Origin of the sequence: Neobacillus sp. FSL H8-0543 (assembly GCF_038592905.1) — a bacterium.
Taxonomy (GTDB): domain Bacteria; phylum Bacillota; class Bacilli; order Bacillales; family Cytobacillaceae; genus Neobacillus.
This window is the reverse complement of record NZ_CP151943.1, coordinates 2,002,791-2,027,352: the sequence shown is the minus strand read 5'-3', so window position 1 is coordinate 2,027,352 and position 24,562 is coordinate 2,002,791. Positions and strand designations below refer to the sequence as shown.

The window sequence follows — 24,562 nt, the reverse complement described above, 5'->3', positions numbered from 1 at the left end:
AGATTTAATTTGTACCATGAAAAGTAATATTATATGAAATTAGAAATGGAAAGAAAAAGTATCACTCAGATAAATCTTTTCGCAATATCCATTTATACCCATCCTCGATAATATATAATAAAGTAAAAGATTCATTATTCTCCTTGTTAATTTTACTCTTATATCTTAAAAAAAGGAGCTAAAGAAATGCACTGGGGAAAAGTAGTAATGCATGGTTTGATGTTGGTTTTCTTGTTTTTGACGGTAGCTATTTTTGTAAATCCGCTGACGGATGGGATCGATAATGGCACGGTACGAGTGGCAGTAAAAGAATTAATACGAATTGGAGTTACTGTAGGATTGCTTTGGTTGTATGCAAAACGGTTCTTTAAAAAAGCCAATGCTTACTTTCGGATTCAAACGCCAGTTAAATTGAAGAAATTAGGGATTTTTGTTGGATTAGGCTTGCCTTTTACAGTACTTTCCTTTTATGTACTATCACAATCCGTTGTTTTTGAAAAACAAGACCAACTTCCTTTTGGCACAGTGCTAACGTTTATTATCGTCTCTTTCATAACTGCGTGTTCAGCAGGAATAATTGAAGAAATTTTGTTCCGTGGCTATTTATTTAAAATAATTGAAGAAAAATGGAATGTGGCAACTGCTGTTTTTGTAACTTCATTCTTTTTTGGAGCCCTTCATTTACTTACCGTCAATGAACAGCAATTACTGGATATATGCTTGACTCTTATTGCAGGTACCTTGGTAGGCACAATGTTTTGCCTTATTGTTTATAAGACTGGAAATGTATGGAATGCGGTGGTGGTGCATATTCTATGGAACTTTTTCTTTAGCTCCAAAATGGTGCAATTTGTTTTAGAAAACGGTAAAAACCACTCCTCGCTAGTTTTATTCCAGTTTAAATCGGATAGTGTTTGGATAACTGGTGGTACTTTTGGAATCGAGGCATCTATTCCTGCTGTAGTAATGTATGTTCTAACTATCGTTTGGCTGGCCTTCTATAAACCTAAATCCAAGAAAGATTCTATCACATTATAAGGAGTATCCAACAAATTTTTATGGATCAACCAGGTAAGACTTCCAGCCTAAGAACAGGGGGGTTCAACATACCAGTGTCACCGGTGGTTAGTGCAAAACCCCTTAACCCAGTTCATCCGCTCGGGCAGATTATGGATCGATTGGACGACGACAACGAGTTTTGATTCAATTCGATGCAGTAAGTAGAGTGTCACAACGATTGGGAATCCGACTTCACTAATGAAGGGAATAATCTGCTCCATATGTTTTTCTCCTTTCTTTTAGTGTAGAAAGAGACCGGCTCCATCACTGAATCCGGTCTCTGACTCTATTAAACTAGTTCATAATCGGTAACATTGCGCTCGATAACTCGTGCTCCTTTGGCGGTGACGAATTTACCACCGGATGTGAAGAATACTTCAGCCGCAATTATCGCTTCCATCGCTTGCTTAACCGCAGCCTCCTCAATCGGTTCCTTCGGGTTATCCACTGTAAGTCTAGCGTTGTTCCCACCCTCGGTAACAAACTGCAATTCTAGTGTTTTTGCCATTGTTTTCACCTCCTATCGTTTGAGATTTTTTTTACCATTACGCTAAAAGATCCAAGCTGTCCATACGTTGCGCGCCGCTAAGTTCGTCAACGGTTAAACCTACGACTGCCTGTGTAACCTGGTAAAGCTGATCCGCTGTTACTGCTTTGTTGACGTTGCCAAAGGTCTTGGCTTTTAGGATTGGCTTGCTATCTTCATCAATCCCTGCCTGGAAAACCAAACGCAATTTCGACTCTGCTAAAAGTGTTTCTGCCATTTCAATCACCTCCTTTCTCCTTCTATATACATAAAAGTAGGTGAAAAGGACAGGTTAGGAGTAAAAATAGTTTAGAGGGGACCCCAATTTCCGTCCCTGTCACAAGTCGTTGAAAAATTTCATAAATCAAAAAAATATTGTTGACTATTGATGAATAGGCAAATAGAATATAAATTAACAACTGATAATAATTATCATTATCACTATCATAAAAAATAACAAAGGTGGACTTATGTATGAACCTTTCTAAACTTATTAAACCTTTCCTTGCAAGTGCTTTATTAACGGTTGGTTTAGCTGGATGCGGAGCAGCAACTGATAACAGCTCTGAAGGACAAAAACCAGCTGAGCAACCAAAAAAAGCTGAAAATCAAATGGTCAATGTCTATACTGCCAGACATTATGAGGCTGATGAAGAAGTATATAAGAAGTTTACAGAAGAAACTGGTATCAAAGTGAATGTTGTTAAGGGAGAAGCAGAAGAACTTATTGAGCGTTTAAAGCGTGAGGGCGAGAGCACGCAGGCAGATTTATTTATTACAGTAGATGGCGGAGTTCTAGCAAATGCAAAGAATAATGATATTCTACAGCCAGTTAAATCTGACGTTATCAACAAAAATGTTCCTGCAAATCTTCGTGATAAAGACAATAACTGGATTGGCATGTCAACAAGAGCACGCGTCATTGTTTACTCGAAGGATCGCGTAAATCCAAATGAGCTTTCTACATATGAAGCTTTAACTGATGAAAAATGGAAAGGGAAAGTGCTTGCCCGTTCTTCAACAAGTCTTTACAACCAATCTTTACTTGCTTCCTTCATTGAGTTAAACGGTGAGGAGAAGGCAGAGCAATGGGCACAAGGTATTGTGAATAACTTTGCACGCCAGCCTGATGGCGGTGACCGTGACCAAGCAAAAGCGATTGCAGCTGGTACGGGTGATGTAGCGATTATGAACACCTATTATGTTGGACTTCTTGTAAACTCTGAAGATCCTGAAGAAAAGAAAGTGGGAGAAAGCATCGGCGTATTTTTCCCGAACCAAGAAACAAATGGAACACATGTGAATATTAGCGGTATTGGATTAACAAAGCATAGCAAAAATCCTGAAAATGCTACGAAGCTAATTGAATACATGACAGGTGTGGATGCACAAGAATTCTTATCTGCTCACAACTATGAATTCGCAGTAAATCCAGAAGCTAAGAAGCCTGAAATTCTGCAATCATGGGGCGACTTTAAAATGCAAGAGCTTAATTTTGATACTTTAGGAAAGCATAATCATAAAGCAATTGAGATTTTCAATAAAACAGAGTGGAAGTAAAAATGGGCATACATCAGGTGAAACGATTTTTTCAAAAAGATTTTAATAGCTGGTGGATTATCAGCATGGTTGGGGCGGCGGTTATTCTGCTGCCCATCCTGTTTGTCTTTTTATCTCTTTTTCAGGAACCTAACCAAAACTGGTTTCAGATTCGCCAGTATTTATTAAAAACATATGTCGCAAATACGATCATTCTTGTATTATTAACAGGGATTTTTACTGCGTTTTTGGGGGTTACGCTTGCTTGGCTGACTGCGGCCTATGATTTTCCGCTTAAGCGTTTTTTTCGTTGGGGCTTACTCTTGCCGCTTGCGATTCCGCCTTATATAGCAGCATATACGTACAGAACGATGTTTAGCTATACTGGGGTGATTCAATCAACGTTCCGGAACCATTTTGATTATCAAATCAATCCTGAGCTTCTATCGATTTCATCTTTACGCGGAGCCATATTCATCTTTACTTTGTTTCTATTTCCTTATGTTTATATAATGACGAGGGCTTTTCTTGTGAGCCAGAGCTCATCCTTTTTCGAAAATGCGAGACTGCTTGGAAGAAAGCCGCTTGCGATTTTTGTTCGCGTTGTGCTTCCGCTTTCAAGACCCGCTATCGTTGCGGGGGCGGTCCTTGTCGTTTATGAAGTGCTCAGTGATTATGGGGTAACGAGCTATTTTGGCATTCATACGATCTCAACTGCGATTTTTCAAACGTGGTTTGGCATGTATGATATTGATTCGGCGATGAGGCTTGCGGCTTGGCTGATGGTGATTATCGTAGGGCTGTTTTTCTTAGAAAGGCTGCTGAGACAAGGGCGGCGCTACAATGTAAATAATAAATCAAGACCGCTCATGCCGATGAAGCTAAAGGGTGTAAAAGCAGTAGCTGCTTTTATGTATTGCGGAATTGTGTTTTTGCTCGGATTTCTTATTCCGCTCATACAGTTAATCGCATGGGCGAAGTTGACGTTTCATAAGGTATGGAATGAGAGCTTCTTTACCTTGTTTTTTCAAACCGTTTATGTTGCAGCCATTTCTACGGTGCTTATTCTGATTCTAGCCGTTGTTGTGGCGAATGTGAGCCGGAACCATTCGATGGGATCTTTTGTTTTAGCTAAATTAACAACTACGGGTTATTCCATTCCAGGTGCCATTATTGCTATTGGGGTACTTGCCGTGTTTATTACACTTGATAAATGGCTTGCTCCTTTTTATTCTTATATGGGATGGGGAGATGCCCCGTTAATTTTAAGCCTGTCATTAGTGATGTTGATTGTCGGTTATGCGATTCGTTTTATGGCTACAGGCTTTAATGCGGTTGAGGTAGGTTTTGAAAAAATCGGCACAAAGTATTCAGAAGCATCAAGAGTGCTCGGTTTAGGCATGACGAAAACATTCTTTAAAGTAGATCTTCCGTTAATTAAAGGTGCGCTTATAAGCGGCTTTATTTTAACATTTGTTGAAATCTGCAAGGAACTGCCTTTAGCCCTACTACTGAGACCGTTTAATTTTGATACGCTGGCAACAAAGACCTTTCAATATGCCAAGGATGAAATGATTTATGAGGCCTCTATATCATCCTTAATGATTATTGGCATTAGTGTTTTAGCTGTCGTCGTGTTTCAAGTAATTGATAAGAAGGTGGAACGATGAAAGTAGTTGAAATCCAAAATCTTTGTTTTACCTATTCTCGAAAGGGAACGCCAATTATTGATGATTTTTCTTTTTCTTTGAATACTGGAGAGATTGTCGGTGTATTAGGGCAGAGCGGCAGCGGCAAAAGTACATTGCTTCGCTTAATTTCTGGTTTAGAAATGCCTACGAAGGGGACAATTACGATTGCGGGTAAACCGGTTGTAGGCAAGCACATTTTTGTTCAGCCGGAAGATAGAGGTGTCGGCATGGTGTTTCAAGATTATGCGTTGTTTCCTCATATGACTGTGAAAGAGAATATTTTATTTGGCTTATCCCGAATGGCGAGGAAGGGTTGGAAGCAGCGGGTACAAGAGATGCTAGAGCTTGTTCATATGGAAGAGTTTGGTGACCGGTATCCACACGAGCTGAGCGGTGGGCAGCAGCAAAGGGTAGCTCTTGCAAGGGCGCTCGCACCAAAGCCCAAAATTTTATTAATGGATGAGCCCTTCAGTAACCTAGATGCCGATCTAAAAGAGTCTATCCGGGAAGAATTGCTATCCATTTTGAAGAAAGCAAATATAACCTGTATGATCGTGACACATGACCGAAAAGATGTGGAGGCCATTTGCGATCACAGCATCACAATGTGTCCGCTCATTGTCGAGCATGGCGGATCTGGGCAGAAGTTTCAGACATTTCCATAAGGGAATATTTAACATACTGTTTACTAGAACAGAATTTTTTTTCAGACCTGCTGGACGGCGGGTTTTTTTTACTTGAAAAAGCCCTTTTGGAGCCAGGGTTCTGAGACATGAATCGGGTGCCATTTAAATAAAAGGGTTTTGGATAGATTTAATCAAACGATTAGTTAGTGAAATTTCTGCTAATCAAACGTTTGATTGGATTTGGCCTTTTTTGTTGTTATGGAGGGGTTTGGGTGATTTTTGAGGAGAGAGGTTTGTCGAGGGGTGTTTTTGTAAATTTTCTTTTTTTCACGAAACCACCCGTAAGTTGTACAAGTTCATTAGATGCTAAATCGAGTTTGATAAATAAGCGGAGAAATTTCCCTTAATTAGGAAATAACACTAAAAATAGCTTAAATAGACGGAGAGATTCCGACTATTGACTCGAAAAACGTGAAAATGGGTAATTTTGCTTTGCTTAATCGGAAAATCTCCGCTTATATTCCCCGAACCGAGCTCATTTTGCAGTCTAACCGAAAAATCTCCGCTTATTTTACCTTAGGCCGTTTTGCTCAAACCAAAAAGAGCCAGTAGAACCGCCACCAGGCCGTTCTACCGAAAGCTATCTATAAGGAGACTCATCGATTCTATTCCAATTTCGGTTAGGGATTTTTCTTCTTCTAGTAGACACCATCGCATGAAGGCTCCGCTGTAGTGTTGTAGGATTGATACTACTAGTTTATTAGGGTCTTGGGTGGTGGTGAATTCTCCGTTTTGTTGCCCTTTTTCTACTAACTCTAGTAAGATACGATAAATTTTCCGCTTACTGCTCATTACAAAGGGTACATCCTCGTTCCCACTAATTTGATTAATAAGGACTACTCGGAGTAATTCCTTCCCAATTTTTTCCGTATAGTTGAATCCTTCTTTTAAAATCAACAAGATTTTTTCATAGTTGGATTCTTCACTTTGTAGGTTTTGATAGGTGACTCCATAATGGTCATCGATCTTAATATAATGCCTAACAACTATTTGATCCTTTGATTTAAAATGTGTGTAAAATGTACCTTTTGCCGTGCCGACATGTTGAGTAATATCATTGATCGATACATTATTAAACCCATGTTCAATAAATAATTGTAGGGCCGTTTGATAAATCTTTTCCTTTGTCTGCATGGCATTAATCTGGCGTTGGCTCAGTGTTTCCAACTTTTCACCCTCTTTAATTTTCAGTAAATTCTAAATAATATGTTGACTCTATTTTATTATAAGTTATATAATGAGAAAAAACAATGACCGCAGTCAATGACTTAGGTCGGTGACCAAAGTCATAAACCAAAATTGTTGACCTTTGTCACTCATTATAGTCCTTCATCAAGGTCACCAATTAGGCGATTACGAATTTTTTTGGGGGTGGAAAAATTGGGAATGACGTTAACTGAGAAAATATTAGCACGTGCAGCAGGGAAAGATTCTGTTCAGTCAGGGGAAGAATTAATGGTTTCTCCAGATTATGTATTAGCGTATGACTTTCCTGGATATACCGATCGAATTGAAAAACAAATGAAAGAAGAGTTTGGGATCACCCAGGTGAAAAATCCTGAAAAGTTTGTCCTATTTATTGACCACATGACGCCGACGATTACGGCAAAGGAAGAAGCTTTTCATGAGCAAACCCGTCGTTTTGCTAAAGAGCAGGGAATTACGCTTTATGAACGAAAGGGAATCGGTCATCAAATGGCTCGTGAGCTTGGATATGCCACACCGGGGTCGTTTTTATTCCATTATGACGGACATGTAAGCGCTTTAGGTTCGCTAGGGGCTTTAGCCATTGGCAATCGCCGCTATTTATTTGAAGCTTATTTTTCAGAGAAAGTAATGGTGCAAGTGCCTGGAACGGTCAAAGTGACGTTGACGGGAATCCCGAAAAGGGGGGTAACTGCCCGGGATATTTATAATTATATTCAGTCGAAAATTGGTCCCGATGGCTGCTTATCCAATGTATTGGAAATAGACGGTTCAGCGATCCCTCATTTAAGTATTGATGCGCGGGCGATAATTTGTGGTCTTGCCATGTTTGTTGGAGCTGTCAGTGCGATCATCGTGCCAGATGCAAAAGTCGAAGAGTATCTAAAAGATCGCGCATTGAATGATTTTGAAATGATCAAGCCCGATGCAGATGCCCATTATGAGGATGAATATGTAATTGATATTACTGATCTTGAACCCTTAGTGGTGCTTCCGCCGTCACCTGCCAATATCGCTCCACTAAGTACGGTTGTGGGAACAAAGATTGATCAGGGCTATATTGGTTCTTGTGTTGGAGGAACGATTGATGACATGCGGGTGGCTGCTGAAATTTTAAAAGGAAGAAAGGTAGCTCCGAGTTTTAAATTAAATATCATTCCTTCGTCGAATGAGTTAATGCTTCAGGCTTCAGAAGAGGGCTTGCTCTCGATTTTTCTTGAAGCTGGGGCGTTTATCTCGGCACCAAGTTGTGATTTTTGCTTTGGTCGAAGTGGGACGATTTCCGCTGGGCAAAAGGCATTATCCACCGCTACGCTAAATGTTCCAGGACGAATGGGGAGTACAGAGGCAGATATTTTCCTCGTTAGTTCGGCAACAGTGGCCGCATCAGCAATTGATGGGGTGATCACGGACCCAAGAAAGTATATGGATGAAAATTACTTAATTGGAACGAAGGGGTGATCATAGGTGGAAGACATTCTAAAGGGCCGAGTCATTTGGATTTTTGATGAAGCTCATTTTGATATCGATCGTGTCATTGGAATTGAGAATATAAAAGAAACCAACATGGATAATCTTGTGAAAGTTTGTATGAAGCCGTATGAAGAGGACTTTGTCGAGAAGATTCAAAAGGGTGATTGGATTGTGGGTGGCAGGAACTTTGGCTATGGACATCCTCACAAACCCCCGATGCTCGTCCTGCGCCATCTTGGTATTGCAGGTATTATCGCCGAATCCTTTTCACCTGGTTTCTACCGTGGTCAAGTAGCGGATGGTGTCCCGCTGATCAATTGTGAAGGGATACTGGCAAAGGTAAAACGCTTTGATCAGCTTACAGTCAATTGGAAGGAATCGACGATTGTCAACGAATCGACCAATGAAAAATTTTACTATAACCCGCTTCCCAAGTCGGACAAGAATATTATTGATCTTGGTGGACATATTGAATACTTAAAGCAACGGTTTGCGAGTGAACAAAAAGTAGAAAAATAGAAGGAGAGATGGAATTGACTAGTAAAGCAACTGTTTTAAGAAGAATGATTGCAGAAAAGGAATTCATATATACTGCAGGGGCTTATGATTCATTAAGTGCAATCCTGATTGAAAATGCTGGCTTTGATGCGGTTTTTACAACAGGATTTGGTGTTTCCGCCAGTTCGCTTGGTTTACCAGATGCGGAGCTTTATACGGCAACGGAAAATTTACAAGTGGTTCAAAACATAGTGAATGCCGTAAATGTACCCGTTATTGCCGATGCGGATACCGGCTATGGAAATGCGATTAATGTCATGAGAACGGTAAGATCCTTTGAAAAAGCAGGAGTTGCAGGAATCACTCTTGAAGACCAAGTAGTACCAAAGAGATGTCCACTTGGTATTAACTCGAAACCGGAACTCATTTCGTTAGAAGAGGGAGTAGCGAAGATTCGAGCGGCAGTCGATGCGAGAACCAATGTTGATTTTGTGATTATTGCTAGAACGGATGCAGAAGGAGAAGAAGCAGTAAGACGAGCCAAAGCTTACATTGAAGCCGGTGCTGACTTTATTCAACCGTTATCCTATGTGAACGGGGATGAAAATGGTCTAGTAAGGTTTGGCCAAAGCATTGCGGTCCCACTTTCGGTCCAAATGACGGTTTTTGCACAAAAGGGCTTGCCAGAAGAAATGCTTCGAGCGATGAATAGTAAATTTATTCACTTCCCACTCGTGCCATTGTTACTTACTAGTGCGGCCATTCAAAAGGGATTAGTGGAATTGTTGGAGTTCAAAAACACTGGTGCCATGACAACGGAAATGATGCCACTAAGTGAATTCAAGGAAGTTATTAAATTTAAAGAGATTGAAAGTTTGCAAGAGAAGTATCTTACGGCTTTACAAAAATAATTTAGACAATATCTAAGGGGGTATTTTTTGATGAATAAGAAATTAATGGTTTCCTTTCTGGTTCTTTGTTTCCTTGTTATTATGACAGCCTGTGGTGGAACGGCTAATACTGGCGGGTCTACATCTGATGAGGGCGATAAAAAGCCAGCAGCGGATTCTGATAAGAAAAAAATTGTCTTAAAGTTCGCCTCACATGAAGCCCCTGAAGCCTTCTTCTCTGAAACTGTTACCATGCCGTTTATGGAAAGAGTGGAAGAATTAACAGATGGACAAGTGGAATTTGAATTCTATCCTTCTCAGCAATTAGGGAATGTCAGCGATTATTTAGACCTGACCTCTCAAGGTGTAACGGATATTGCGTTCTTTATCCCATCGTACACATCTGATAGAATGCCATACAGTAGCTCAGTTGCTGGTTTCCCAGGATTATTCTCGTCTAGTAATGAAGGGACAAAAGCATTTCATGAATTAATTCAGCAAGGCACGGTTCTAGAAACGGATTATTTGAAAAATGATGTTCGCCCGTTACTTGGTTATGTAACCAATCCGTTTGATTTATTCAGTACAAAGAAATTAGCCTCTGCGCCAGGTGACTTAAAAGGTCAGCAGGTGAGAAGTTCTGGAGCATTTATGAGTGGATTAATTGAAAAGTTTGGTGGAACACCTGTTACGATTGCAACTCCTGAATTATATGAAGGAATGGAAAAGGGAATTGTTGACCAAGTCGGTCAATATTCTACTACTCTTGAATCTTTTGGCTTAGGAGAACTAATTAAATTTGGTACGCAGGGTGTTAGTTTTGGAGCAGGAAGCTGCGGATTCATTATTAATGAAGGTGTTTGGCAGTCACTTCCTGAAGATGTCCAAAAGGCATTCCAACAAGCAGCAACAGAAATTGCCGATAGCGGAAGTCAAGCAGATGATGACCAAAATGTGAAGATCATTAAAGAGTGGTCGAAGACAATGGAAATTAAAACACTTTCTGATTCTGAAAAGAAAGCATGGACAAAGACTTACGATGAATTTAATGCAGAATGGGTTAAAGAGCAAGAAAAGAATGGATCAAAGATTGGTGAAGTATTGGATCAATTCAAAGAATTAATAGCGAAACAGTAATCGTTTTTTTATAAAAAAGGGGTATTCACACCTAGGTGTTGAGTACCCTACTATTCTTGAAAAGACTGAGAGTTTTCGAACTTGGGGGAGTGTATTTTGGCAAAAATCTTAAATAAAGTCGATCAAATATTGGCATATTTCGCTAGTTTTGCCTTGTTTAGTATGATGATCCTTATTTTTATCAATGCCTTTTCACGTTTTTTGTTTAAAAAACCGGTTACGGGTGTGATTGAATTCACGGGAGAATATTTAATGGTCATCATTGTTTTTCTGACGCTGAGTTTCACGCATAAAAATGATGGTCATGTGAAAGTTGAAATTTTACAGAAGTTTTTACCAAAGAGAATTATGCCATTATTATCTGTTGTAGTAAATCTCCTTTCTGCAGCTATTTTTCTCGTACTTACTTATACGACTTATTTATTATTTATCCGCCATCTAAATCAGGATATTCGATCGGTTAGTAGTTTAGCTTATCCTCTTACACCTGCTGTCTTTATGATTTGTTTTGGTTCATTCGTGATGTCTATCAGACTACTACTTTCCAGTTTTACATCAAAAGTAGATTCGAATGAAAGTAAGGTCGAATGACGAAGATGGTTACTCTTTTTCTATATATGAGAATACTCGCAGAGGTGAATAAGCTATGACTGTATTAATACTAACGTTGTTATTACTCGTTCTTATATTAGTAGGTATGCCGATCGGATTCGTATTATTAATTATTGGGACATTGGGGGTTTGGATTGTTTCTGGATGGGATGCGTTGATGGGTATTATGGGAACAACGGCCTTTCGAAGCGTCAATAGTTTCAGTTATACGACAATACCAATGTTTATTTTAATGGCTAATTTTATTTCAAAAAGTAAGATTGCCGAAGATTTATTTGATTGTATTTTAAAATGGATTGGACATAAACCAGGTGGTGCAGGGGTTACAACCGTTTTATCAAGTGCTGCCTTTGGAGCACTTTCTGGTTCGAGTATAGCGGCCACTTCGATCATGTCAAAGGTGGCGGTTCCACAAATGATTAAATCGAAATATTCGGATTCATTTTCCGCTGGTTTAGTTGCATCCTCTAGTGGAACCCTTGCAGCACTGATTCCACCAAGTGTTCCGCTAATTGTTTATGCGATCCAAACTGAAACTTCGATTGGTAGTTTACTTATTGCCGGTATTCTGCCGGGGTTGTTACTTGCCTTTTTATTATGTATTGTCGTCATCGCAGTTGCGATGAAAAATAAAAGCGTCGTAGAAAGATCGAGTTGGAGTGAAAGGTTCCAATCTTTACGCACTATTTGGCCGATGTTAATCTTAATTTTGTTTGTTATTGTTGCGATTTATTCTGGTATTGGAACGTCAACGGAAGCGGCTGCATTTGGAGCTTTCGGTGCTTTAATCATTGGCTTCTTGATGAAGCGGTTAAATTTCAAGGCAATTATTGATGCCTTAATTGAAACGGTTCAGCAAACGTGTATGATATTTATTATTTTAGTCGGTGCGACTTTATTTTCTTATTTTGTTGCCTTCAGTCGTATAGGAAATTCACTAATTAGTCTTATAGAATCGGCAAATATCTCAGCAGTGGGTGTTTTATGCTTAATCATCCTAATGTACCTGATATTAGGGTTATTCTTAGACTTATTTGGTTCCATGCTCCTAACCTTGCCGCTCGTTTTCCCATTAATGATGAGCTTAGGATATGACCCATTATGGTTTGGTGTTCTAGTCGTACTTCTATTAGAAATTGGACTAGTTACCCCACCAGTCGGAATCAATCTCTACATCACCAGCCAGCAATCCGGTGTAAGTGTCAGCAAAGTACTAAAAGGATCGATTCCGTTTATAGGAGTCCTCCTCTTTACCGTTCTATTAATCATTCTCTTCCCGCAAATTGTATTATTTTTACCTTCTAATATGTAGGTGTACTTAATGGGACAGCTCTGGTGGCTCTTTTCTAACGTCTTATTCCAGCCCCTTAAAGAGTAAGGCCCCTAAACATATAAATAGTAAAATCTATAAGCCAAATCATAAGATTTGGGCAGGTGGGAAAGATTAAATATAGGAAGATTCCTATTTTTTGGGTGATAGGTTAGAAGAACTTTGCTATGTACCAAAGGGACAAATTTCGACGCATTTTATGATAGAAATTCTTTATTTATCTGTGGTTGGGGTGGTTTTAATCAATCGTTTGTGTAGTATCTAAATGTGCTAGTTTTTGTAGGTTACTAGTTTTTATAGATATATATTGAAGATAGGTAGCGAAGATTGGGACCGATCATCGACAGGAATTTTTCTAACAAACTGGGCTGTGTTCGTTTAAATAAAAGGGTTTTGGCCAGATTTAATCAAACGATTAGTTAGTGGATTTTCCGCTAATTAAACGTTTGATTGGATTTGGCTTTTTTGTTGTTATAGAGGGGTTTAAGTAATTTTTGAGGAGAGAGGTTTGTCGAGAGGTGGGTAGGGTAGTAATAAGTGAAAAGTGGTTTGAAGTAAAAAGGGGAACGGTTCTTTTGGTCATTGGAAATGAACGATCAGAACCGCCCCGAGGACATGAACCCTTCATGAGGAAAACTTTTTCGTTTTCCCTACCTAAATGTGCTTCATGAACCCTTCATGAGGACAACTTTTTCGTTTTTCTTACCTAAATGTGCTTCATGAACCCTTCATGAGGACAACTTTTTCATTTTTCTTACCTAAATGTGCTTCATGAACCCTTCATGAGGACAACTTTTTCGTTTTTCTTACCTGAATGTGCTTCATGAACCCTTCATGAGGACAACTTTTTCATTTTTCTTACCTAAATGTGCTTCATGAACCCTTCATGAGGACAACTTTTTCGTTTTTCTTACCTAAATGTGCTTCATGAACCCTTCATGAGGACAACTTTTTCGTTTTTCTTACCTGAATGTGCTTCATGAACCCTTCATGAGGACAACTTTTTCGTTTTTCTTACCTAAATGTGCTTCATGAGGACAACTTTTTCATTTTTCTTACCTAAATGTGCTTCATGAACCCTTCATGAGGACAACTTTTTCGTTTTCCCTACATAAATGTGCTTCATGAACCCTTCATGAGGACAACTTTTTCGTTTTTCTTACCTGAATGTGCTTCATGAACTCACCCTTCATAATTTCAAGGCAGGTTTTGTCCTCAATAACGCTGATTGAGGATTATTCCTACTGGAAATTTATTGAAATGCATGGTTTTATTGGGTGAATTTACATTCTTAATATACCGCGTTAAAACTTTACAGTATATTAACAATTTTCAAATATGCCCCTTACATTACTATTATATGATTAGTAGGATAATCAGAGTACAAACTTTGTCAGTGAGGTGAGTGTGGTTTTTTGTTAACAAGCGATGTACCAAATGCGCGATGAGATCGGATTCTTTTTTCATAGAGGTATTTAAAAGTTCAAACATTAATACATAGGGGATGTTTAAATGTTGAAATCACGTAAAAGAGGACTTGCCGTTTTTTTAGCTATAATGCTACTGTTTTCTAGTTTACCTACAAACCTCACAGTTTTTGCTCAGGAAGAAACGAACAATCTAGTGTTAGCACAATGGTCATTTGATAACGATACTACGAAACAACCAGATCAGGCTATTGATGCAAACAAGTCTGCAACAATTGAAACGAACGCAACAGCTATTGAGGTAAGTACACCTACAGGCTATGAAACACCTACCTTTGGTGCAAAAGGGTTTAGTGATTCAACAGTAGGTCAAAAAGGTTTTATTACAACCATTTCTACACAGGGTTATGAAAATATTAAATTGTCCTCGAAGCAGCGTTCATCTAATACAGGACCTCGATATTTTACATTGCAGGTTAGTTTAGATGGAGTGGAATGGCAGAATGTTGGACAGCAATATGAGGTCGCCAATAACTGGACAACCGGCCTATTAAATGAAGTAAGCCTGCCAACTGTTGCGAAGGATGTTAATAATCTGTATATCAAATGGGTTGTTTCTCAAAGCGGGCAAGTATCTGATACCGCTAAGCCCTTGTCATCAGGCGGGATGGCTTATATAGATGATATAAAGATTATTGGTGACGTGAAAGGAACCTCAGAAGGTGATGAGGAAGTTGATACTAACACGTCCTTAAAGGTGACATATACCGCTAATTCAAAGGGTGGAAATTACTGGTGGTCTATAAATAAGGATAGCTATGAATTTAAACCTGGGGATTATGTGGAATACGATGTCTATTTGTTTAATAGTGTTCCTGGTTTGGGTGGAGTAGAAGTTTATACGACAGGCAGCCCTATAGCATCAGATTATAAGTTTAGAGAACAATTTAAAGCTGGTGAGTGGGTTGACGAAAAGGGTTATTTTGGAATTCCAAGTACCGATATTTCGAAAGAGGCTTATGGAAATTGGTATCACAGAAAGCTTAAAATACCAGAAACGGCAGCTGGTACTACGCTAAGAGATTTTACTTTAGGAATCGATAATTCCTCTCACAATGCGGGAGATGTATTTACCGTTTATTACGACAATATTGTGATTTCGAATAATGGGGTTGTGGTTAAAGAAATCTATACCGATGGTGAACCAAAAGCGAACCAAAAGGTTAGTCCGGCATCAAATACAAATTATGATGTTGAAATTGTTCCAGTGACAGAGCTGGAGGGAACTCCTGAACCATTGCCGCCAAGTGATGAGCAGGATAGTGATATTGAGAGCCTTTCCGGCATGTACAGTGTCCTTTTAAATGTTAACAATGACACAATGAAAGCAAATAGTAGTTTTAATACCACTACCTATACGATTAAAAATAAACCTATCCTCGTTAACGGAACGCCTTATGTCCCTCTCATTGATGTAATGGAGAAAATAGGTGCAAGTGTGACCTGGGATGGGGAAACACAAACAGCAACGATTCGACAAGCCAAAAATGAGGCAACATTGAAGCTTGGAAGCAGTACGTTTACATTAAATGGTGCTGAAATAGCGATTGACCATACGAATAGTCAGCTTAGAAGCTTTGCAGGTAACAATGCATCACTTATGGTCCCAGCTAATTTTATAAGCAATTTTGGTGGAACTGTAAAATATTTTCCTATAAGCGGTAATATGAAAATTGTATCGCCAATTATAAGCGTGAACTATAGCAGTCCTTACCCAACTAAAGAGGTTACACCCATTCAAATAGATACAGATGAAATAGCCAACAGGTTTGTCATTTCAAGTGACTCTCAAGGTGTTGATAATGGTCTATTGAAAGGCACCGATGATGGAACAGGTCAAAAATTTGAAGCAGTATTAGCTCAAATTAAATCTCTGGAAAAACAACCAGATTTTATTATTGGTGCTGGCGACCTAGTATCTGGATCAATGGAAAAGAACGTTGATGAGCAAAATATTCAGTTAGACAATTTCCGAACGCGTTTCACAAAATATTTCCCAATCAACGCATTATTGCCCTTACCAGGTAACCATGAAATAAAGGGAAGTAGTGACCTTGAAAAAAGCTTTGCTGCCAAATTCCCTGAATTTACAGCAAGAGAAGATGTTGTGTTCCTTGAAGGATATAATAATAGCGTTTGGTATTATGATATTGGTGACACACGTATATTCGGTTTGAATACAAGTCATCCGAAGGAAGAGCACGCAGTTTTAAATGCACAGTATGATTTTGTGAAAAATAATATTGACCAAACGAAAAAGAGTACCATATTTGTATTTCATGAGCCGGCATTCTCTATATGGAAAAGCGGGAATGCACAAGAAAGAAATAGGGTAGCTAGAAATGAATTATGGGAGCTTATCGAAACTGCTCCAAATCCAATCACGTTCACTGGTCATGAGCATTTATTTGCAAGAAGATTGATCAATCAACAATTTAATGAAACGATCAATAACAAAGAGTACAATTTCGATAAACAAATCTATCAAATCCATATTGGTGGTTTTGGTGGAGGCACAAACGGAACATCGAACGAGTATAAAGGTGTGTTAACGTATCCGGAAGCAATGGGTGTTAACCACTTTGCAGTCGTTGATCTTCTGAAGGACGGAAGAATCCATGTACAGGCGATATCCCATGATGGAGTGCTTCTTGATGATTTTATTCAGTCAGCAGATGATGTAAATACAACCTATTCAAGTACACTGACCCTAGATCAAAATAATGTAGTATTACAGCCAGCTGAGACACTCACACTTACAGCAACTCTTGCTGAAAATACAAGTGACAAGGCTAAAACCGTCCAATGGTCATCTAGTGATGAATCTGTTGCAACGGTTGACCAAAATGGTAAAGTTACTACAGTTGGACATGGCGAAGCATATATCGTTGCAACTGCACTAGGTGGTGTGTTTGCTGCAAGCAAGTTAACCGTTCTAGAAGATGGTGTTCAAGACTTAGATTATGCGCCACAACAGCTTACCATGCATGTAGGTACAGATGCATCGACTAGTGTAAATTTCGCATGGACAACAAATCAGCAAGTGCAAACAGTCTTAAAAGTGAATAAAAAAGGTGAAAGTCAGCTAACTACTTTTACTGGAACGAATGTGTTAGGTGCAGGAAGCAGATTCTTTCACAAGGTGGAAGTAATAGGATTAACTCCTGGTACTGAGTATGAATTTACAGCAGGAGCAGGTGCAAACACACTTACAGGAACATTTAAAACAGCACCTGAAGCAGGAAACAAAGACAGCTTTACATTCACCTATATAACGGACCCGCAAATCAGTAACGCTGTAAATTCAATAGCGGCCGGTGCCACATTTAACGAACTGAGTAAGATATCAGATTCTGCCTTTACCTATATTGGTGGTGACTTAACGGATACAGGTTCGAATGAGACACAATGGAATTTGTTCTTTAATAACGGTGGAGCCTATCCAACTGCAGGGGCAGACTTCTTGAAAAATAACCTTATCTCAGTAGCTCAAGGGAATCACGACAATGCTACCTTTAATGGTCATATAAATGTGCCAAATCAATCAGGCGGAGCCTATTCGTATAATTACGGACCGGTAAAATTCGTGATTCTTAACACTCAGAACAATTCACTATCACAGCTGCAGGAACAAGAAGCATTATTAAGAGCAGAAGCAAAAAAAGCAAAAGAAAATGGACAGTGGATTTTTGCCGGCATGCACAAGGCCTTATACACTGGTGCCAGCCACATAACAGATAATGATATTATCGAATTAAGAAAATATTGGTCACCAATATTTGCAGAATTGGATATTGATGTCGTGCTACAAGGTCATGATCATGTGTTTTCAAGAGGTTTTATAAACGATCAAGGTGTCAACGCAAAACCGGAAATGGTTGATGAAACAACCGCTCTACAGCCGGAAAAATCACCTTTCTATATGGTGGCACATACAGCTGGCGGGTTGAAATGGTATAGTGAAAAAAATTATACGGTTTCACCTGGTGATCCGCTAACACCGAATTATCAATTCCTTGATAAGAATTCTGCTAAACCAGCAGGTGATCCATTAAATCCTCAAGGGCCGCAGAGTGATATCGAAAAAGAGACGGCTTATGTGACAGTATCGGTAGCACCCGATTCTGTAACCTTTAATACGTATATGTTCAAGTATGACCAAACTACTAATCAAATGACAAAATTGCCATACTTGTACGATACTTACACGATTAAGAAAACGGCAGTCTCTCCAGATCCAGAAGTCAATTCCTTGACTGTTGATGCTGCAACGATAACGGTAGATGGGAATGAAGTAAATAGTCCTGCAGAGATTAAAGAGGGCTCTCAAGTTACGGTGGAAGCTGCTGTTCCAAACGGACAAAGGTTTGTTAAATGGACAGCAACAGGCCTTGAAAATGAAAGTTATACAACAAATCCACTTACATTTACGATGCCGGCAAATGAGGTTACATTGAAGGTGGAGTATGAAAACATACCAAGCAATGACGATAGCGAAAAAGGCTGGGTTTCTAAAGCTGGCAAGTGGTATTATTATGATCCTCAAACAGGTGAGATGAAGACCGGCTGGTTATTAGACGCTGGCAAATGGTATTACCTGGATTCAAGTGGTGCGATGAAAATAGGTTGGGTAGAACTTGGATCCACTTGGTATTACTTAGAAAACAGTGGTGCAATGAAGACCGGCTGGTTATTAGACGCTGGCAAATGGTATTACCTGGATTCAACCGGTGCAATGAAAACGGGCTGGGTTAAATCTGGCTCCACTTGGTATTACATGGAAAATAGTGGCGCAATGAAGACTGGTTGGTTGTTAAACGGAGGTAAATGGTATTACCTGGATTCAAAAGGTGCAATGAAAACGGACTGGGTTAAATTTGGCTCCACTTGGTATTACTTGGAAAAAAGTGGTGCAATGAAGACCAGTTGGTTGTTAAATGGAGGAAAATGGTATTACTTGGATAACCGTGGTGCGATGAAGATCGGCTGGGTACTAGTAGGCACAAAATGGTACTACTTGTATGAGAGCGGGCAAATGGCAGCAAACACAACTATTCAAGGATATAAGCTTGGTTCAACTGGTGCTTGGATAAAATAATTTGGTGATGAATTCTAGTGCTTGGCCCTAAGGTGTTTTAATACATTGGCGGTCGGGCGCTTTTTTTTATCATAAAAACTAGGTGCCATCCCGGTCGATGGGATAGGGTTTCATCGACCGAACTCGTTGTATCCCAGTGCTTTCAGTCGATGAGAGAGGGTTTCATCGACCGAACTCGTTGAATGCCAGAGCTTACGGTCGATGAGAGAGGGTTTCATCGACCGAACTCGTTTGATACCAGTGCTTACGGTCGATGAGAGAGGGTTTCATCGACCGAACTCGTTGTAAGCCAGTGCTTACGGTCGATGAGATAAGGTTTCATCGACCGATCTTGTTGTATGCCAGAGCTTTCGGTCGATGAGATAAGGTTTCATCGACCGAACTCGTTGAATGCCAGAGCTTTCGGTCGATGAGATAAGGTTTCATCGACCGAACTCGTTGAATGCCAGAGCTTTCGGTCGATGAGAGAGGGTTTCATCGACCGAACACGTTGTATGCCAGTGCTTTCGGTCGATGAGATAAGGTTTCATCGACCGAACTCGTTGTATTAGTATGAGTAGGCTGGATTGAATTAGAAGTAGTATGTGTCAAATGTTTCACTAGGCCGTAATTTGGATAAGTCTTTTAAATATTTCCCCTATTATTACTATCTATATGTAACAAATCTATTTTATTATGTACAAGGATGTTATATAATGATTTTATTAATTTTCGTAAATACATCTCATTTAACCCGAAATGCAGCTAAAATCTACAATATATTAATTTAAAATCGAATGAAATTTTTTTATTTGGAATTAATGTTCGTGATTTACATTTTAGGATGAGAGAAAAAGGAGGGGTTATCACATGGAAAAAGTTAATAATAAGTGGATTCGTGCTGTACTTCCAGCTTTATTAATTCATTGTAGTATTGGTACAGTTTACTGTTGGTCCTTGTTCAAGGGTGATATTGCCTCTTACATAGGGAAAACTGTCGGTGAAGTGGAGTGGGCATTTAGTATAGCCATTTTTGTTCTTGGTATGTCTGCAGCCTTTGGTGGAAAATTTGTTGAAAAAGACATTCATAAGTCGTCACTAATTGCAGCAATATTTTTTGTTGCTGGGATGGCAGGCACAGGTTTCTTTATTTATCAAAAATCATTGATTGGTATTTATTTTTCTTACGGAATTGTTATGGGGATTGGACTTGGAATCGGTTATTTAACACCGGTAAAAACATTAATGCTTTGGTTTAAAAAGCAAAAAGGGTTAGCGACAGGCCTTGCCGTTGCAGGTTTTGGCTTAGCGAAGGTAATAGCAAGTCCTTTAATGGAAAAACTACTTGGAGAAAGAGACAATGAGGGAATTTTAGTAAATGCCACAAATATTTATACAATGTTTTATATTCTAGCAGGTTTATATTTAGTGATGATGTTCATTGGACACTTGCTGATAAAGAAACCAGCTGGATATGAAGAAGAAAGTGTACAAATCCAAGGCTTCAGTTATAGAAAGGTGTTAAAAAATAAAACATTTATCGGTATTTGGTTTATGTTCTATATTAATATTACATGTGGATTAGCTTTAATTTCACAAGAAAAAGGCATTTTAGCGTTCATTGGATTTGGAGCGATTGGTTTAGTTAGTTCGTTAACTGCTGTTTTCAATGCGGGCGGACGGATTGTTTTCTCTTCATGGGGTGACCGATTAAAGGATCGTAACTCCATCTATAAAATTATTTTTATTTCATCTATTACAGCCATTTTATTAACCATTGTGTTTGATGGTATTAATAATTCGATCGCAATCCTTATTATCGCTTTACTTTGTATTGTAAATGCAGGTTACGGTGGCGGATTTTCATCTTTACCACCATTGTTATCTGACCGCTTTGGTTTAGATAGTATTTCTACTGTACATGGATTAGCCTTATCTGCTTGGGCATTTGCAGGACTGACAGGCAATCAGCTAAGTGCTTTTGTTCTGGAAAAGACACAATCCTATGACACAGTGTTATATGTGATTATGGCTCTCTTCACGATTGCGACTTTAATTAGTATATTCGTTGTTAAACCTGAAAAAGTATACTTGGAAAGTGAAGAATTAAATACGAAAGAAGAAAGGGTAGCGAGTTAAGGATAAAATAAAAAAATACTAAGAACTCGGTGACAGGCACCAGCCAGAGCGTTTTTGGGTCAGAACCCCGCCCAGCTAAAGTTTAACGCGGTGAAGTGCTGTATTTGTCATTATTAATTTGAGCCAGAGCCATCACTACAAAAGTGATTGACTTCATTCTAAATTATTTCCAAATTGGGGGGGACTGTGGGTTTAGGTTGTCTTACCCCGTACATAAGTAAATGAGGTTATTTAGTCGAGTTGTTGAATTACAAATAAAAATGCCATTCCGTAGCAAGTGTCGTGGAATGGCCTTTTCATTTTAACGTTCATTCTTTGTTGTAAAATCAGGTACGAGCCAATAGATGAGCAATCCGGCAATGGTGGCGTAGGCTATGCCATTATGGGCATATCCGATTCCGATTATGAAGATGATGGCCACGATGACCAAATTTTTCATATTAGCCATATTCACTTTTTCTTCAACCATGTGACGGATGCCCATTGCGGCAATCATGCCGAACAACAGGATACATATGCCTCCCATCACTGCAACTGGAATGGATTGGATAGCCGCTCCCACTTTGCCGAACAAGCCGAGAAGAATCGCAATAACAGCAGCGCCTTGAATGATCCTGCTGGAAAACTGGCGTGTGATGGCTAGAACCCCTAGGTTTTCCGCATAAGTGGTTTGTGCAGGTCCGCCGATGAAGCCTGAGATTAATGTGGCAAGGCCATTCCCCCAGAGGATGCTTGGGAATCCGGGATCCTTTGTCACCTCTTTTCCTGTAATCTCATTCAGCACAAACATATGTCCAAGGTCTTCGATGATGGTAACCAGTGCGATCGGCGCCATTCCGAGGATCACAACCCAAGTGAATTCCGGCATGATGAATTGCGGAAAAGAAAAAACTGGTGCGGCGGCGATGGTATCAAAATCAACAAATCCACGCACCGCGGCATATACATAACCCACTACAAGGCCGATTAAGATAGGAAAGAGGCGGACAGTCTTTGTGCCTGCCAGCGTTGCGATAATCGCTGCAAAGAGGCTGACGATGGCAATATCCCAATTTACCGAGGCCATGCTGGTCACCGCCGTGGTTGCCAGCGCAAGACCGATAATGCTGACAACAGGTCCGACGACAACAGCAGGAATTACCTTGCGGACTTTTTCAAAGCCGACGAATGTAATGATCAAAGATACAATGGCATAAACAATGGAAACGCTGATAAGACCTGCAACGGCTTCACCCGGTGATTTTAACTCCCCCACATACAACGCTAGCGGAGCAATAAAGGCAAAAGATGAACCTAGATACGTAGGAACCTTTCCGCGTGTAATAAGGTGAAAAATCAAGGTTCCTACACCGCTGGCAACAAGAGAACTCCCCGGATCAAGACCGGTTAGAGCCGGCACCAAAATGGTGGCGCCAAACATCGCAAACAAGTGCTGTAATGATAACGGTATTGCGCTTAAAAACTTTTTCAATCGCGTCCCCCCCTTTAATAGTCCCCTCATTTATGTTATATTTCTTCTATTTAATTTTAGAATCAAAATTCATTAGTAGAATAAAATATATCTTTAGTGATTAAATCTTTACGTTTTTAGTAGATGAAGTTTAATACAAGATGGGAAAACGCATGAGCTCGGTGACAGGCACCATCCAGGGAATTTCCAGTTATTTAAGAGTCTTTGCAAGAGAGCCAGAGAGAAGGGTATTTAAATGCTTAAAAAACTAGCAAATAGAGTGTATTATATGCCTCATTATTCAGAAACGGATCGTCCCGCATTAGGGTTAATTTGTGGGGATACTTTTAGCTTGCTTGTTGATTCAGGGAATTCACCTGCACATGCAAGGGATATTCTCAATCTTGTCGAAAAATTGGAGATACCGCCAGTAAAGTTTGTTGTCATTACACATTGGCATTGGGATCATATCTTTGGTATGAAAACAATGGACCTATTAACGATTAGTCATACTGAAACGAAGAAGAAATTGGACTATTTGAAAACGCTAAAATGGGATGATGCTTCATTAGATGCACGAGTTGAAACGGGTGAAGAAATTGAGTTTTGTAGCGACATGATAAAGCGTGAAATGCCTACACGGGGTCATTTGGAATTGAAGGTGCCCGATTTAACGTTTGACAATAAATTAGAAATTGATTTGGGTGGCGTCACTTGTGTAGTTGAGCATGTTGGAGGGGTCCATGCACAGGATTCATCGATTATTTATATTCCTGATGAAAAGGTAATGTTTCTCGGGGATTGCATATATCAGGACTTTTATAGTGGAGAATGGAGCTATGATAAGGACGAACTCATTATCCTAGTAGATAAAATAAAAAAATACGATGTAAATTACTATGTGACTGGGCATCAAGAGCCGAAAACACATGAGGAAATGTGGAGCTTCTTTGATGATCTATTGAGATCGGAGAAATCGTAGGTACAGAAGTATCCCTTGATAAAGCAGTTACTAAATTCATCGAGGTACGAAAGACAAAACCAATGGAAGAACAGCTTGAATATATCCAAAATTTTGTAAGTGGTAATCAAAAGAAATAGAGGACCGTGGGGACGGAACCGGTCTCATTCGGACAAGATCAGGTTTAAAAACCGAACTCTTGTCTGAATGCCGGTCCCATTCTTGGCGATCGCCTTTCACCTATTGCCAGCCTCACAATACAATGTTGGACTTACCAAAACTAAATCGGGAAAGCCCCTACTTTGAAATATGGGGATGAATCGATTTATTTATTGTAAATTCAGTTATTATTTGGTATAGTAAATACGAACGTATGTTTGAAATCGGGTGGAAGACATGGCGAAAGGAAAAACTCCTTCATTTATTATAGATGTAGAATTAATAGGTGAAAATAGAGACTTATTTATGATTGAATCTGAATTGGAAACGAATCGAGTGATCTATAATACTTCGCTTGGCGAGTATTTGAAGAGAGAAAAACAAATGAAAAGGACAAAACGATACAAAAAATTAGTCCGTATTTCAAGAGTTATAAAATCAAACCTAGCTAACATTAGTAACGAAGAAAAATTGACGTATTATCAAAATGAACGGAAAAACCTCTCTGGGGAGAATTTAAAAAACTGAGAGAAGAATTTGGAGTAACGGAATATTCGATACACGAATATATAAAACAAGTTCGAAAACACTTTAATGATAAAATTAATTCAATCATCGCTCAAAAAACAGCAACAAGGGCAT

At 39.3% G+C, this 24,562-nt stretch carries 19 protein-coding genes; 14 read left to right on the top strand and 5 right to left on the bottom strand.

Annotated elements, in window-relative coordinates; translation table 11 throughout:
* The first annotated feature begins 186 nt into the window (after positions 1-186).
* On the top strand, positions 187-1,038 hold the full coding sequence (locus tag NSS81_RS10060; protein WP_342433364.1) for a type II CAAX endopeptidase family protein: 852 nt from the start codon (positions 187-189) through the stop codon (positions 1,036-1,038).
* A 77-nt stretch (positions 1,039-1,115) separates the two neighbouring features.
* On the opposite strand, the gene NSS81_RS10055 is transcribed toward NSS81_RS10060, so the two are convergent.
* From NSS81_RS10055 to NSS81_RS10045, 3 genes are all read right to left on the bottom strand, one after another.
* A complete protein-coding gene (locus NSS81_RS10055) occupies positions 1,116-1,280 on the bottom strand; it encodes a YvrJ family protein (RefSeq protein ID WP_342433363.1) in 165 nt (54 codons plus the stop codon).
* Between the two features lie 68 nt (positions 1,281-1,348).
* Entirely contained in the window at positions 1,349-1,567 is a 219-nt protein-coding gene (locus NSS81_RS10050) for a DUF2922 domain-containing protein (RefSeq protein ID WP_342433362.1), read from the bottom strand.
* Between the two features lie 37 nt (positions 1,568-1,604).
* On the bottom strand, positions 1,605-1,823 hold the full coding sequence (locus tag NSS81_RS10045) for a DUF1659 domain-containing protein (protein ID WP_342433361.1): 219 nt from the start codon (positions 1,821-1,823) through the stop codon (positions 1,605-1,607).
* 236 nt (positions 1,824-2,059) lie between these two features.
* On the opposite strand from NSS81_RS10045, the gene NSS81_RS10040 reads away from it, so the two are divergent.
* The 3 genes from NSS81_RS10040 to NSS81_RS10030 are packed head-to-tail and all read left to right on the top strand — an operon-like array spanning position 2,060 to position 5,480.
* Positions 2,060-3,145: a Fe(3+) ABC transporter substrate-binding protein gene (locus NSS81_RS10040; RefSeq protein ID WP_342433360.1), complete on the top strand. Its 1,086-nt coding sequence runs from the start codon at positions 2,060-2,062 to the stop codon at positions 3,143-3,145.
* A 2-nt stretch (positions 3,146-3,147) separates the two neighbouring features.
* Entirely contained in the window at positions 3,148-4,794 is a 1,647-nt protein-coding gene (locus NSS81_RS10035) for an iron ABC transporter permease (protein ID WP_342433359.1), read from the top strand.
* A complete protein-coding gene (locus NSS81_RS10030; RefSeq protein ID WP_342433358.1) occupies positions 4,791-5,480 on the top strand; it encodes an ABC transporter ATP-binding protein in 690 nt (229 codons plus the stop codon). The genes NSS81_RS10035 and NSS81_RS10030 overlap by 4 nt, the downstream gene beginning before the upstream one ends.
* 591 nt (positions 5,481-6,071) lie before the next feature.
* Here the strand turns inward: NSS81_RS10030 and NSS81_RS10025 are convergent.
* Entirely contained in the window at positions 6,072-6,668 is a 597-nt protein-coding gene (locus NSS81_RS10025; RefSeq protein ID WP_342433356.1) for a TetR/AcrR family transcriptional regulator, read from the bottom strand.
* A 219-nt stretch (positions 6,669-6,887) separates the two neighbouring features.
* Here NSS81_RS10025 and NSS81_RS10020 point away from each other — a divergent pair, with 219 nt between their 5' ends.
* The 8 genes from NSS81_RS10020 to NSS81_RS09985 all read left to right on the top strand — a co-directional run bounded on the left by NSS81_RS10020 (position 6,888) and on the right by NSS81_RS09985 (position 21,350).
* Positions 6,888-8,168, top strand: a complete 1,281-nt coding sequence (locus NSS81_RS10020; protein ID WP_342433990.1) for an aconitase family protein — start codon at positions 6,888-6,890, stop codon at positions 8,166-8,168.
* A 6-nt stretch (positions 8,169-8,174) separates the two neighbouring features.
* Positions 8,175-8,699 (top strand): 3-isopropylmalate dehydratase, encoded by a 525-nt coding sequence (locus NSS81_RS10015; RefSeq protein ID WP_342433355.1) that lies wholly within the window; start codon positions 8,175-8,177, stop codon positions 8,697-8,699.
* Positions 8,700-8,713: 14 nt separating this feature from the next.
* On the top strand, positions 8,714-9,589 hold the full coding sequence (locus tag NSS81_RS10010; protein WP_342433354.1) for an isocitrate lyase/PEP mutase family protein: 876 nt from the start codon (positions 8,714-8,716) through the stop codon (positions 9,587-9,589).
* A gap of 30 nt (positions 9,590-9,619) precedes the next feature.
* On the top strand, positions 9,620-10,705 hold the full coding sequence (dctP, locus tag NSS81_RS10005) for a TRAP transporter substrate-binding protein DctP (RefSeq protein WP_342433353.1): 1,086 nt from the start codon (positions 9,620-9,622) through the stop codon (positions 10,703-10,705).
* Positions 10,706-10,801: 96 nt separating this feature from the next.
* Positions 10,802-11,296 (top strand): TRAP transporter small permease, encoded by a 495-nt coding sequence (locus NSS81_RS10000; RefSeq protein WP_342433352.1) that lies wholly within the window; start codon positions 10,802-10,804, stop codon positions 11,294-11,296.
* A 55-nt stretch (positions 11,297-11,351) separates the two neighbouring features.
* A complete protein-coding gene (locus tag NSS81_RS09995; protein ID WP_342433351.1) occupies positions 11,352-12,629 on the top strand; it encodes a TRAP transporter large permease subunit in 1,278 nt (425 codons plus the stop codon).
* 1,530 nt (positions 12,630-14,159) lie between these two features.
* A complete protein-coding gene (locus NSS81_RS09990; RefSeq protein ID WP_342433350.1) occupies positions 14,160-19,232 on the top strand; it encodes a metallophosphoesterase in 5,073 nt (1,690 codons plus the stop codon).
* Positions 19,233-20,081: 849 nt separating this feature from the next.
* A complete protein-coding gene (locus NSS81_RS09985) occupies positions 20,082-21,350 on the top strand; it encodes an OFA family MFS transporter (protein WP_342433349.1) in 1,269 nt (422 codons plus the stop codon).
* 301 nt (positions 21,351-21,651) lie between these two features.
* Here NSS81_RS09985 and NSS81_RS09980 read toward each other — a convergent pair whose 3' ends face one another.
* Entirely contained in the window at positions 21,652-22,821 is a 1,170-nt protein-coding gene (locus NSS81_RS09980; RefSeq protein WP_342433348.1) for a solute carrier family 23 protein, read from the bottom strand.
* Between the two features lie 235 nt (positions 22,822-23,056).
* Here NSS81_RS09980 and NSS81_RS09975 point away from each other — a divergent pair, with 235 nt between their 5' ends.
* Both NSS81_RS09975 and NSS81_RS09970 read left to right on the top strand, forming a co-directional pair.
* Positions 23,057-23,782: an MBL fold metallo-hydrolase gene (locus NSS81_RS09975; RefSeq protein WP_342433347.1), complete on the top strand. Its 726-nt coding sequence runs from the start codon at positions 23,057-23,059 to the stop codon at positions 23,780-23,782.
* 375 nt (positions 23,783-24,157) lie between these two features.
* Positions 24,158-24,448, top strand: coding sequence for a hypothetical protein (locus tag NSS81_RS09970; protein WP_342433346.1), 291 nt, complete (start codon positions 24,158-24,160; stop codon positions 24,446-24,448).
* The last annotated feature ends 114 nt before the right edge of the window (positions 24,449-24,562 follow it).